The organism is Streptomyces sp. URMC 124 (assembly GCF_051386455.1).
Taxonomy (GTDB): domain Bacteria; phylum Actinomycetota; class Actinomycetes; order Streptomycetales; family Streptomycetaceae; genus Streptomyces.
This window is the reverse complement of sequence record NZ_JBPQTS010000189.1, coordinates 1-12,448: the sequence shown is the minus strand read 5'-3', so window position 1 is coordinate 12,448 and position 12,448 is coordinate 1. Positions and strand designations below refer to the sequence as shown.

Below are 12,448 nucleotides of genomic sequence, written 5' to 3'. Positions count from 1 at the left end.
GGTGCCGCACCCTCCATTCCGCCGCCACGGCGAACACCACCACAGCGCAGCCCGGCGGTGCCGAACGCACAGCACGTGGCCTCGGCACCGCCGGACATCCACATCGTGGCTGAGCACCGCCGCGGCGGAAGGAAGGGCGCGAGCCGCGCCCTTCAACCCTGCCGCCGGCCTGCGGTGTCCAACCGGCAACAGGTGCACCCGGCACCGCCGGGCATCCACGCCGTCGCTGAGCGCCGGGCCGCGGCGGAAGAAAGGTGCGGGCCGTGCCCTCCGACCGCGGGTGTGACCGGCACCGCCGGGGACCGGCGGCCTCAGGACGGGGTGGTCAAGAGGTAGGTGGCCTGGGTGAGTTCTCGGGGGAGGTTCGGGGTGTCGCGGGCGTGGCCGTGGGCTGCTACGTGGCCGTCCGGGCGGATCAGGTAGTAGCCGGGACGGCGGCAACCGGTGGCGGGGGACGCCACGTCCAGAGGGAGGGTGACGGGGCGTATGCGGCGGTGCGCGGCGGCCGTTCGGAGTGCTTTCGCCGACCATTCCGGCAGCGTTCCCCGTGCCACGATCAAAGCCAGGACCCAGTCCGAGGGGTCCGTCCCCGGGCCGCTGATGCCGTACGCCAAGGCGAGCGCGCGGGGGAACAGCGCCCCGGCCCGTACGCCGCCGAGCCGGCGGCAGGCCGCCGGGCGGGCAGGTTCCTGCGTGGCGCGCTGCGGGCGGTACGCGAGGCGGTGGCCGGCCATGACGGGGGCGTAGAAGCGGGTGACCGCTCCTGTCCGTTCCAGGAGACGGAACGCGGCGTCGCGGACCGCGACCCGCGCCCGGCCCTCCGCCATCCAGGCCCGCGTCTGCAGGTCCGTGTCGCGGACGATGCGCCGGGTGGCCTCCTCGCGCTCCGCCTCGTAGCCGGCCAGGAGGGTCGCCGGGGAGTCGCCGTTCAGCACCGCCGCGAGCTTCCAGGCGAGGTTGTGGGCGTCCTGGAGGCCGTTGTTCATGCCCTGGCCGCCCGCGGGGCTGTGGACGTGCGCGGCGTCGCCGAGGAGGAGGACGCGGCCGCGCCGCAGCGTTGCGGCCCGGCGCGCGTGGACGCGGAAGACGGCCTGGTGCACGGGGTCGGTGATGCGTACGCCGCCCGGCCCGCGCGCGTCGAGGAGGGCCTGCACGGCGGGGACGCCGGGGGCGGGGGCCCCGGCGGGCAGGGCGGTCAGGATGCGGAAGACGCCGCCGGGCAGGGGCACGATCACCAGGGTGCCGGACGGCGCCTGGTAGTAGTGGATCTCGCCGGCCGGCAGGTGTCCCGCGACGCGGGTGTCGAGGAGGGCGAAGGTCATCGGGTACGTGACGCCCGCGAAGGGCGTCCCGAGCCGCTCGCGGACGGTGCTGCTCGCTCCGTCGGCGCCCAGGAGGTACGGCGTGCGCCACGTCTCGCCGCGCCCGCCGGGGTGGCGCAGGAACACGCGCACGGCGTCGTCCCCGTCCGGGGTGAAGCCGTCGAGCCGTACGCCGCGTTCGACCGCGCCGCCGAGCTCGTGCAGCCGTCGCGTGAGGAGCCGTTCCGTCTCGTACTGCGGAAGGTTGCGGGCCGCGCACCCGGCGGGGAAGGCGAAGGCGGCGAGGGGGCGGCCGCCGGTGAAGTAGCGGTAGGCGTCGATGCGTACGGAGGCGGCGCGCACGTCGTCGCCGATGCCGAGGTCGTCGAGGATGCCGAGGGCGCGGGGCCACAGGGACAGCGCTCTCGGGGTGGGCGCGGGGTGCGGTGCGCAGTCGACGAGGCGCACGGGCACGCCGCGGCGCAGGAGTTCGCAGGCGGCGAGGAGCCCGGTGGGCCCGGCGCCGGTGACGAGCACGGCGGCGCCGGGGCGGGGGCTCACGGCTCCTGCCCCGCGCTCCCGTCCTCGCCCGTCCGCCCGCCGTCGCCGACACCGTCGCCGACACCGTCGCGAACGCCGTCGCGAACGCCCTCGCCCACGTCCCCGCCCAGGCTGCGGGCGAGTTCGAGGCGGCGCACCTTCATGGTGGCGGTGCGGGGCAGCTCGGCCAGGGGCAGTTGCACGGGTCCGGTGAGCTGCGGCCACTCGGCGGCGGCCGACGCCCAGCGTCCGGGGTCCAGGGGCGCGTCGCCGCGGGTGCAGACGACGGGGACGGGCTCCTTGCGGGGCCCGGGGACGAGGACGACCTCGGCGAGTTCCGGCAGCCGGTCCATCAGCCGGTCCTCGACCTCGAGGGTGGAGCCGACGGCGGGGAGGACGTCGACCTCGCGGTCGAGGAGGTGCAGGCAGCCGAGCCGGGTGCGGTAGCCGACGTCGCCCGTGCGCCACCACCCGTCGTGCAGCTGACGGGCGAAGCGCCCGGGTTCGGCGAAGTAGCCGGCGGCCCGGCCCGGGGCGCGCACCTCGATGGCGCCGGGGCGCTCGCGCGTGGCGCGGTGCCCGCCGGGGGCGGCGAGCCGCACGCGGACTCCGGGCAGGGGCAGGCCCAGGCAGCGGCCGTCGGCCCGGTGGACGGTGCGCGGGGTGTACCAGCGGCCCGAGAGCGGGCCGCACTCGCTCTGCCCGTAGAACTGGAAGAAGCGCGGGGAGGCCCGCCGGGAGGCGAGCAGCAGCCGGCGCATGGTGGGCGGGTGCAGGGCGTCGAAGGTGGAGCTGAAGTACCGGACGGTGGCCAGCGGTTCGCGCGGGTCGTCCGCCAGCTCCTCCCAGGCCGTGAACGAGTTGGGGTGGGTCTCGACGAAGCCGGGGCGGGTGCGGGCGAAGAGGTCCGCGACCTGCGCCGGGCGGGGGTCGGCCACGATGACGAGCGGCATGCCCTTGGGCAGGGCGACGGCGAGCGCCAGGTACATCCGCGAGTGGACGGGGCTGAGGTGCGCCGCGTACGTCTCGGGCGTACGGATCAGGGCGGCGAGGCCGCGCTGCGGCGCGTACCGGCCGTAGAGACCGGCCCCCGTGTGCACGACCAGCTTGGGCAGGCCGGTGGTGCCGGAGGTGTGCGTCATCAGCGCGGGGCGGTCCGCGGGCAGGAGCACGGGGTCGCGGCGCGGCGCGCCGGCCAGGGACGCGAGGGGGATGCAGCCCGGGCGGGCGGTGCGGGCGGGGCCGGTGGTGATGACCTTGGCGGCGACGTCGGCCAGGTCGAGCGGCGCCAGGCACGTGCGCAGCTTGTCGTCGTCGGTGACCAGGTGCGGGCGGTGCGGGCGGTGCGGGCGGTGCGGGCGGTGCGAACGGCCCAGCCGGCGCAGCAGGGCACCGGCCGTGGCACCGTCGAGCGCCGGGGAGAGCAGGACGGGGACGGCCCCGATACGGGCGGCGGCGCAGGCCAGCAGGTAGATGTCGAAGTTCGCCGCCTTGTGGACGGCGAGGTGCTCGGTGGGGCGCACTCCGGCCGCCCACAGCCGGGCCGCCAGGTCGTCCACGTACCCGGCGAGGGCGGTGTAGGTCAGCCGGCGGCCCGTGCCGGGCAGCGCGTCGAGGTCGTGGTCGAGCGTGACCGGGACGGAGCCGTGCGCGGCGGCCGCCCGCTGCGGGATCAGCCCGAGGCGGAGGCCTTTCACGAGACCGCCCATGAGGTGGCGTGCCGCTGCAGCAGCAGGGAGTCCTCGGCGGTGAGGGCGATGCCGAACGTGTCGCGCAGGACGGGTCCGACTTCGTCGGGGGCGAGTTCGGTGCGCAGGAGGCGGCCGTCGGCGTAGCGGGCGGCCAGGGTGCGGTCGGCGAGCGTGTGGCGGACGTGGTCGTCGCCGCGCTGGGCGATGAGGCGGCCGGTGAACGGCGAGCGGGGGTGGTGCGAGGTCCAGAAGTGGGCGGCCTCGAAGTCGTCGGGGACGTGGTGCTCCAGGCGCAGCGCGTAGACGTCGAACCAGCCGTCGGGGTGCAGGGAGCGCAGGATCCACTGCTCGGGGTCCCCGGGCGCCGCCCCCGCAGCCCTTGCGGTCCCGGGCGTCCCGGGCGTCCCGGCCGCCCCGGCGGTCCCCGCGCTGCCGTCCGCCGGTTCGAGGTCCAGGCGCCACGTCCAGTCGCCCGTGGAAACGGTGGCGCCGGGGGCGAGGGGTACGGGTTCGAGCGGGCCTTCGTCGCCGAAGCCGACGTCGCAGAGCCAGGGGCGGCCGTCCGCCTCGACCACGAGGGTCGCGTGGGAGCGGCGGCGCACGCGGTTGCTGCCGCGGCGGACGCGGGCCAGGTGACGGACGACGGGGAATCCGAGGCGTTCGAGGACGGCCGCGAAGAGGAGGTTCTGCTCGAAGCAGTAGCCGCCGCGCCCCGCGCGGACCAGCTTGCGCTGGAGCGCGTCGGTGTCCAGCGGCATCTCCCGGCCGAGGAGGACGTCGGCGTTCTCGAAGCTGACGGAGGCGGTGTGGGCGCGCTGGAGGGCGCGCAGGGTCGCGGCGGTCGGCGGGAGGGGACGGTCGGTGAGGCCGATCCTGGCCAGGTAGGCGTCCAGGTCGAGGGCGGCGGTCTCCCCTGCGGGTGCATGCGCGCCTGCGGCGGGCTGCCGGGGCGGCGCACCGGCCGGGCAGGCCGCCCCCGCGTCGGGCTCTGCGGCTCCGGCGGGGCCTTTGACGACGGCGGTGTTCGGCATGGGCCGTACGCTCCTTCCCCCGTGGGGTGTCGGCAGCCGGTGTCCCGGGGCGGTCGGACCTCGGGCCGTGGGGCTGTACCGGGGGGGTCTCCCCACGGCCCGGGTGGCTGCCATCGTGGGCGGTCCGGGCGGCCGTGCCAACGCGCGGCGGCGGAGTGCGTCAGCCCGCCCGCCAGTGCGTCAAGTCGCCCCCGTACGGGCCCCGGTGACCTGACAGACGGGACCCGGGGCGGGGGCGGGCCGCCACCGGCCGATCTACCCTCGGACCGTCCGGCAGGGCCGGACCGGCCGCCTTCGCCGCGGCCCGCGCCGGCGCCGCGCCGGGGCCTCCGACGAAGAAGCGGGGACCGACATGACCAAGGTGATACTGATCTCGGGCAGTCTGCGCGCCGCGTCGGTGAACTCGGCGGCGCTCAGGGCCGTACGCCGCATCATCGGACGGACCCGCCCGGGCGCCTCGGTGATCTCCCTGCCGATCGGCCGGCTGCCGTTCTACAACGGCGACATGGAGGGCACGGGGACGACCCCGGCCGTCGCCGCGGCCCGCGCGCTGGTCGCGGGCGCCGACGCCCTGGTGATCAGCACGCCCTGCTACAACGGCGCGGTCCCCGGCGTGCTGAAGAACGCCCTCGACTGGCTCTCCCGCCCCGACGGTGCGGGCCCGCTCACCGGGCGGGTGGCCGCCGTCCTGAGCGCCTCGCCCGGCGGCCGGGGAGGCATCGACGCCCAGCCCGCGCTGTTCGACCTCCTGGACAGCTGCGAGGCGATCACCGTCGAGCACCCGCCCGTCGCCATCCGCCGGGCGCACCAGCGGCTCGACGCCGCGGGCGAGATGACCGACGGGGAGGCGGTGCGGGCGCTGCGCGAGCTGGTCGACGCCACGTTCGAGGCGGTGGCCATCATGGAGGAGCAGCGCAGGTCGGTGCGGATGCCGCACGGGCGCGTACGGGGTGCGCACGGGAACGTGCCGGTACCGGCGTCGGTGCCGGTACCAACGCCGGCGCGGACGCCGGCGCCTATACCGGCGCCTCAGCGGCCCGACGCCCCGTCGAGAGCCAGCGTGACCTCGTCCAGGAGCTGATGCCAGGCGTCGTTGAGCTCCTTGAGCGCCTCGGACTCCAGGCGCAGGGCCAGCTCGCCGTGGTCGATGCCGAACCACCCCAGGTGCCCGAGCAGCCGGCCCGCGGCGGCGTACGCGGCGGCGCCGGGCGGATGTCCCCCGGCCGGTACGAGGCCGGGTTCCTCCAGCAGCTCCTCCGGGACGGCCGTCACCGTGCCGCGCGTCAGCAGCGGGGCGGCGTAGCGCGTGGGCAGGAGCCCGGGGCCGGAGACGGCCGTCGCGGTCCACAGCAGCCGCTGGGGGCGGGCCCCGTGGGCGGCCAGGGCGTGCCACCGGGGCTCGTCCAGCATCCGCTCGTACTGCTCGTGGAGCTGCCGGGCGGCCGCGACGGCGGTGGTGCCCCGCATGGCCCTGGCCTCCAGCGTGCCCTCGCGGTCGAGCAGGGCGTCGGCGGCGGCGTCGATGCGGCTGACGGGAAAGGAGGCGACCGATGCGAGCGCGGGAAGGTGCCGCCCGGCGGCACGCGCCCGCTCCAGCCCTTCCAGGTAGGCCTCGCCGGCCTGCCGGTGGCGCGCGGCGGACAGGACGAGGGTGGCGTTGACGTTGATGCCTTCGGCGAGACAGGCGCTGAGGGCCGTGAGGCCGGCGGGGGTGGCGGGGATGCCGAGCATGGCGTTGCGGCGATCGACGGAACGCCACAGTGCGCGGGCCTCGGCGAGGGTGGCTTCGCTGTCGTGGGCGAGGCGGGGGTCGAGGCTGACGGAGACGAGCCCGTCGACGCCCGCGGTCGCCTCGTGCACGGGCCGCAGGATGTCGCAGGCCCACCGGATGTCGTGGACGGCCAGGGCCTTCAGGGCCCGTTCGGCGGGGATGCCGCGTTCGGCGAGGTCGCCGAGCTGGCCCGTGTAGAACGGACCGCGGGTCAGGGAGCGGGCCAGGAAGGCCGGGTCGGAGGCGACGCCGGCGATGCGCCCCTGGCGTGCCAGAGCGGCGAGCCGCCCGCTCGCGAGCCGCTCCCGGGCGAGCCCGTCGAGCCACACGGACACCCCGGCCGCACCGGGCCCGGCCGGGACGGCGCCGGCCGTGCCCACGGCGCGCTCCTCCACCCCCGGCATCTTCACCCCCGGCGCCTCCCCCCTCACGGCCTGCCCCTTCCCGTCGTGCGGGACAGGCTCGCGCGGGCAGCGGCCGCCACCCGTTCGGGAGAGAGGTCGTGGGGTCCGTACAGGCCGATGCCGGGGGTGCCGGTGCCGGTGTCGAAGTGGTCCAGGCACACGTTCTCGCCGGCTCCGCCGAGGAGCTGGTAGCGGCCCACTTCCGCGCCGGCCCCCACCGAGACGGTGGCGGGTGCCGACGGCGGCAGGACGGCGTCGCGGTAGGCGCTGCTCTGGCGGTGGAACCACGCGGCGCAGGGCATCGACACCACGCGGGTCGCGATGCCCTCGCGCTGCAGGATGCGGCGGGCGCCCAGGGCGGCCGGCACCTCGCCGCCGGCGGCGACGAGGACGACGTCGGGCGCCGCGGCGGCCAGGTCGGCGTCGTGGGCCTCGGCGAGGACGTAGCCGCCGCGGGCGGCACCGTCACCGGCGGCGGGAATCCCCTCGACGGCGGGCATCCCGGCAACGACGGGACTCCCGGCGATCCCGGCGACGGGGGCTTCGGTGATCTGGGCGGGGTTCATGCGACGGGCACCTCCGGAGCGAGAGCGGCGAGCAGGCCGCCCACGATGCGGGGTCCTCCTTGAGTCAGGACGGATTCCGCATGGAACTGCATGGAGGCGAAGTGCGGCCCGCGCAGCGCGTGCACCTCGCCGGTGAGCGGATCGCGGCTGACGCCGACCGTGCCGACGCCCGCCACGTCCACGCTGTCGCGGTCGCTGCGCGCGGCGAAGGTGTTGTAGAAACCGACCCGCTCCCGGCTGCCGAAGAGGTCGATCTCGCGCTGGACGCCCTGGTTGGGCACGTCCCGGCGGACGAGCCCGAAGCCGAGGGCGAGGGAGAGCACCTGGTGGCTGAGGCAGACGGCGAGGAAGGGCCGCCGCTCGTCCAGGAGGGCGCGGACGGCGCCCCGCAGATGGGCGATCTTGGGGTGGCGGCCGTCGCGCGGGTCGCCGGGGCCGGGTCCCATCACGACGAGGTCGTGGCCGTCGAAGGCGTACGGCTCGTCGAAGCGCCTGACCGTCACCGTCAGCCCCATGGCGCGCAACTGGTGGCCGATCATCGAGGTGAAGGTGTCCTCGGCGTCGACGACGAGGACGCGCCGGCCGGCCAGCCCGGGTGCGCTGAGCGTCCGGTCGGCCTCCTGGGCGAGCCAGAAGCCGGCGATGCCGTCGTTGCGCTGCTCCAGGGCGGCGCGGACGCTCGGGTGGCCGCCGAAGCGGGCGGCGCCCGCGGACTCCAGGGCCGAGAGGAGCCCGGCGGCCTTGGCCCGGGTCTCCGCGACCTCGGAGGCGGGGTCGGAGTGGCGCACGAGGGTCGCGCCGACCCCGATGCGCACCTGCCCCGTGCGGTCGATGTCGGCGGTGCGGATGAGGATGGAGGAGTCCAGGGTGCGGCGCTCGCCGCCGGCGTCGCGGCCGATGAGGGCGAGGATGCCGCTGTAGTAGCCGCGGCCCGCGGGCTCGTAGCGGTCGATGACCCGGCAGGCGCTCTCCAGCGGGCTGCCGGTGACGGTCGGCGCGAACATCGTCTCGCGCAGGATCTCGCGCGGGTCGCGGTCGGTGGTGCCCTCGATGAAGTACTCGGTGTGGGCGAGGCGCGCCATCTCCTTGAGGTACGGGCCCACGACGCGGCCGCCGCCCGCGCAGATGCGGGCCATCATCTTCAGCTCCTCGTCGACGACCATGTACAGCTCGTCGGCCTCCTTGCGGTCGGCGAGGAAATCCATGACCTCGGGCAGGCTCGGCCCGGCGGCGGGGTAGCGGTAGGTGCCGCTGATGGGGTTCATCACGGCGGTGCCGCCGCGGACGCTGATGTGGCGCTCGGGCGTCGCCCCCACGAGCGTGCGCTCGCCCGTGTGCACGACGAACGTCCAGTAGGCGCCGGACTCGCGCTCCAGGAGGCGGCGGAAGAACGTCAGGGCGTGGGCGGGCGTGTAGCCGTCGATGCCGGCGAGGAAGGAGCGCTTGATGACGAAGTTCGCGCCCTCGCCCTCGCCGATCTCGTCGGCGACGACCCGGCGCACCGTGTCCGCGTAGGCGTCGTCGTCCATGTCGAAGTGCCCGCCCGACAGCGTGATCGGCGTCTCGGGGATCCGGGCGAGGACTTCCGCGAGGGGCAGCACCGCCTGGTGCGTGACCGTCATGGCGAGCAGCGGTGCGCCGTCGTCCGCGCCGCGGAAGCCTCGTTCGGCGATCTGGCGGTACGGGACGACGGCCAGGACCTCGTGCGAGGCGCCGCCGGGCGCCGCCGCACCGGTGGGCGTGTCCTCCAGCGGGATGGACGCCAGGGTCTTCGGCCGGGAGATCTCGCCCAAGAGGAGTTCGACGGCGCCCGGTCCGGTGGACTCGGGGCGGTGGAGGAGGGCGAAGGCGGGCGGGCGCGCGCCCAGCACCCGGGCCAGCAGGTCGTCGGTGGCGTGCACGGTCGTCTCCCGTCCTTCCCCGTCGGTGCTCATACGGCCGCCCCCCGCACCGCGAGCGTGTCCGCCGGGCGTTCTGCGCCCTGCAGGCGGCCCATCATGTCCTTGGTGGTGGTGACCACGGCGCAGCGCGCCGCCGCGTACTCCAGCGCCAGGCGGTGGTACGCGGCGGAGAAGTCGGCGACGGCGTCCGCGACGAGGAAGGGCCGGATGTCGTTGGTGAACGCGTCGACGGCGCTCATCAGGACGCCGACGTGCGCGTACACCCCGCAGACGATCAGCTGGTCGCGGCCGTTGGCGCGCATCCGTCCGAGCAGGTCGGAGCGGAAGAAGGCGCTGTAGCGCCACTTGGTGAAGACCCAGTCCCCGGGGGCCGGGGAGAGCGGCTCGACGACGCGCCGGTCGGCGGGGTCGACGCGCATCCCCGGGCCCCAGAAATCCTTGAGCAGGCCGCGCTGCTGGTCGTCCATCCCGCCCGGCTGGGCCGTGTACGCGACCGGCATGCCGAGCGCGGCCGCCGTCTCGCGCAGCAGGGTGGCGTTGGCGATCAGCTCCTCGCGCGGGTGCTCCGGCAGGTGCCCGAGGAAGTAGCGCTGCATGTCGTGGATCAGCAGCACGGCGCGGGTCGGGTCGGCGCCCCAGTGGGCCGTGTTCTCGGGCAGGTCGCCCGGGGCCGGCATCGGGTAGGGCTCGATCGGGGGAATGCCTGCCATGGTGGATCAGCCCTCCCAGGCCGAGACGACGGAGATGGCCTGCTGCGGATTGAGCCGCGGGTCGCAGAAGCTCGTGTACTTGTCGCCCACGTGGCCGAGTTCGGATTCGTTGCGGACGCACTCGGTGACGTGCTCGGGCGTCGTCTCCAGGTGCAGGCCGCCCGCGACGCCTCCGGCGGTCCGCACCGCGCACTGGAAGTTGCGGACCTCGCGGATCACCGTGTCCAGCAGGCGCGTCTTGAGGCCGTCGGGCGCGGTGAGGGTGTTGCCGTGCATGGGGTCGGTGAGCCAGATGACGGGGTGCCCGGCGTCACGGACGGCCGCCACGAGCGGGGGCAGCTTCTCGCCGACCCTGTCGGCGCCCATGCGGGCGATGAGGGTGAGCCGCCCGTGCTCCCGGCCGGGGTCGAGGAGCTCGCACAGGGCCAGGATCTCGTCCTTGGTCGTCGTGGGCCCGACCTTGCAGGCCACGGGGTTGGCGACGGCGGCCAGCAGGGCGACGTGCGCGCCGTCGGTGCGGCGGGTGCGCTCGCCGATCCAGGGCCAGTGCGTGGAGGTCAGCAGGGGGCGGCGGTCCTCGCGGCCGCCCATGTGGCCGTCCGCGCAGCCGTCCACGCGCCCGTCCCCGCGGCCGTCCTCGCCCGCGCGGACCATCGGCAGTTCGTAGTCCAGCAGGAGCGCCTCGTGGCTCGTCCACACCGGCGGGCAGACGCCCGAGCGGCGGGCCGGGTCCAGCCAGCCGAGGTGCCTCATCGCCTCGCCGGCCGCCAGGTAGCCGGAGAGCAGGCGCTGCGGGTCCGGGCGGCGGCGCTCCGGGTGGGGCTCGGGGTTGTTGACCATGTGGCCGCGGTAGACCGGCAGTTCCGTCCCCGCGACGCGCTCGGTCGCGCTGGAGCGGGGCTTGGCGAACTGCCCCGCCATGCGGCCCGCGCGGACCACCGGCTTGTGGGCGACCATCTTCAGGACCCCGGCCAGGACGTCCAGGAGGCCGGCCTTGCGGGCGACGTAGCCCGAGGTGCACTCCGCCGGGTCCTCCGCGCAGTCGCCCGCCTGGATCACCTGGGCGGCGCCGCGGGCCACCTCGGCGAGGTGGTGGCGCAGGGTGCGCACGTCGTCGGAGCGGACGAGGGCCGGGCGGCGCGCGAGCTCCTCGCGGACCCGGCGCACCTGGGGGGCGTCGCCCCAATCGGGCTGCTGGAGAGCGGGTTTGTCCTGGACGTCGAGCAGAGCGTCGGTCATGGGGTTCTCCAAAAAACGCTTAAGTGACTGCTCTTGAGAACAAGCAAGCATTCAAGGCAAAGCAAGGGTCCGGCGCGGAGTGGGTGGTGGCGGCTCCCTGGGTCCTTGGTTTCGGAGGCGGACACGGTCGGTTTCCGATCGTCCGAGGGAGCTCCCGTTCCGCCAATGCCGGTCCGTTCACTCCGTCAGATGCCGCCCGACTCCATCAGGTGAGTGTCAAGACTCTGTTCGCGCCAAGTTGACGGAGTACGGGCGGAATCGGTGGCCGCGCCACCGACCGGGCTTACGGTCGACCTCTCTGCCCTACGCGATTCCGCGGCCGATCCGGAGAGGGGGCGACCCTGCCATGGGAGAGCGCACGGTGACATCGGGTGGTGAGGTCCTGCGGGAGCTCCTCGCAGAAGGCGTCTCCCCCTGGCTCGACGGCCTGCGCCGCTCGCTCCTCGCCTCCGGAACGCTGGCCCGGCTCGTCGCCGCGGGCGAGGTGCGGGGGGCCACGTCCGACCCCGGCGCCCTCGCTTCCGAAGTGGCCGGCGGCAGCGCCTACGGGCAGCAGCTGTCGCATCTGGCGTGCCGGTCCGTTCCGCCGGCCGTCGCCGTCCAAGCGTTGTGCGCCTACGACCTGCGGTCCGCCTGCGACGAGTTGCGGCCGGTTTTCGCCGCCACGCAGGGGCTCGACGGGTACGTCTCGATGGGGCTGGACCCCCGGCCGGGCGGTGCGGCGCGGGGCACGGCCTGTGCCGTGGTCGACGCCGCGGTCGCCCTGCACCGGGCCGCCTGCCGGCCCAACGCCCTCGTGAAGATCGCCGCCACGGACGACGGGCTCGCCGCCGCCGGCGCGTGTCTGGCGCGCGGCATCGGCGTGCACGTCACCGACGTCTTCTCCGTGCGCCGCTACGAACAGGTCGTCGACGTGTGGTTCGCCGGGCTGGAACGGGCCCGGGGCGCCGGACTGGACCTGTCCGCGATCCCGTCGGTCGTTTCGCTGCCGGTGGGGCGGATCGATGCCGCGGTGGACGCCGTGGCCGGCCCGCGACGGCGCGCGGGCCGTGCCTCGCTCGCCGTCGCCCGGCTCGTCTACCGGCGCTACGAGGAAGCGCTGGGCAGCGCGCGCTGGCGCGTTCTGGCCACGGCCGGGGCCCGGCCGCAGCGGGTGATGTGGTCCGTCGGCTCCCCCGTGGAGACCGTGCCGCGCGGCGTGCCGTACGTGGAATCGCTCGTGGCCTGGGGCACCGTCAGCGCGATGTCCGAGGCGACGCTGGCCGCGGCGGGGCGGCGGGGACGGCTGCGGGGG

General features: G+C 75.6%; 10 protein-coding genes. 2 read left to right on the top strand and 8 right to left on the bottom strand.

Annotated elements, in window-relative coordinates; genetic code table 11:
* Window positions 1-311: 311 nt before the first annotated feature.
* The 3 genes from ACSNOG_RS28855 to ACSNOG_RS28845 are packed head-to-tail and all read right to left on the bottom strand — an operon-like array spanning window position 312 to window position 4,563.
* The gene (locus ACSNOG_RS28855; RefSeq protein ID WP_436755646.1) at window positions 312-1,862 is read right to left on the bottom strand and encodes an FAD-dependent monooxygenase; all 1,551 of its coding nucleotides are present in this window, start codon (window positions 1,860-1,862) and stop codon (window positions 312-314) included.
* Complete coding sequence (locus tag ACSNOG_RS28850; protein ID WP_436755645.1) at window positions 1,859-3,550, bottom strand: class I adenylate-forming enzyme family protein; 1,692 nt, start codon at window positions 3,548-3,550, stop codon at window positions 1,859-1,861. Before ACSNOG_RS28850 ends, ACSNOG_RS28855 begins: the two co-directional genes overlap by 4 nt.
* The gene (locus ACSNOG_RS28845) at window positions 3,535-4,563 is read right to left on the bottom strand and encodes an arylamine N-acetyltransferase family protein (RefSeq protein WP_436755644.1); all 1,029 of its coding nucleotides are present in this window, start codon (window positions 4,561-4,563) and stop codon (window positions 3,535-3,537) included. Before ACSNOG_RS28845 ends, ACSNOG_RS28850 begins: the two co-directional genes overlap by 16 nt.
* Before the next feature lie 352 nt (window positions 4,564-4,915).
* On the opposite strand from ACSNOG_RS28845, the gene ACSNOG_RS28840 reads away from it, so the two are divergent.
* Complete coding sequence (locus tag ACSNOG_RS28840) at window positions 4,916-5,644, top strand: NADPH-dependent FMN reductase (protein WP_436755643.1); 729 nt, start codon at window positions 4,916-4,918, stop codon at window positions 5,642-5,644.
* On the opposite strand, the gene tal is transcribed toward ACSNOG_RS28840, so the two are convergent.
* Genes tal through ACSNOG_RS28815 form a run of 5 tightly spaced genes read right to left on the bottom strand, consistent with a single transcriptional unit; the run spans window position 5,593 to window position 11,154 of the window.
* Window positions 5,593-6,738: a transaldolase gene (gene tal / locus ACSNOG_RS28835; protein ID WP_436755647.1), complete on the bottom strand. Its 1,146-nt coding sequence runs from the start codon at window positions 6,736-6,738 to the stop codon at window positions 5,593-5,595. The genes ACSNOG_RS28840 and tal overlap by 52 nt on opposite strands.
* Before the next feature lie 23 nt (window positions 6,739-6,761).
* Entirely contained in the window at window positions 6,762-7,304 is a 543-nt protein-coding gene (locus ACSNOG_RS28830; RefSeq protein WP_436755642.1) for a transketolase-like TK C-terminal-containing protein, read from the bottom strand.
* Window positions 7,301-9,238: an anthranilate synthase family protein gene (locus ACSNOG_RS28825; protein WP_436755641.1), complete on the bottom strand. Its 1,938-nt coding sequence runs from the start codon at window positions 9,236-9,238 to the stop codon at window positions 7,301-7,303. Before ACSNOG_RS28825 ends, ACSNOG_RS28830 begins: the two co-directional genes overlap by 4 nt.
* The gene (locus ACSNOG_RS28820) at window positions 9,235-9,915 is read right to left on the bottom strand and encodes an isochorismatase family protein (protein WP_436755640.1); all 681 of its coding nucleotides are present in this window, start codon (window positions 9,913-9,915) and stop codon (window positions 9,235-9,237) included. The genes ACSNOG_RS28825 and ACSNOG_RS28820 overlap by 4 nt, the downstream gene beginning before the upstream one ends.
* 6 nt (window positions 9,916-9,921) lie before the next feature.
* Window positions 9,922-11,154: a 3-deoxy-7-phosphoheptulonate synthase gene (locus ACSNOG_RS28815; protein ID WP_436755639.1), complete on the bottom strand. Its 1,233-nt coding sequence runs from the start codon at window positions 11,152-11,154 to the stop codon at window positions 9,922-9,924.
* Window positions 11,155-11,500: 346 nt separating this feature from the next.
* Here ACSNOG_RS28815 and ACSNOG_RS28810 point away from each other — a divergent pair.
* Window positions 11,501-12,448 (top strand): transaldolase family protein (locus ACSNOG_RS28810; protein ID WP_436755638.1); only part of this gene is annotated, 948 nt, incomplete at its 3' end.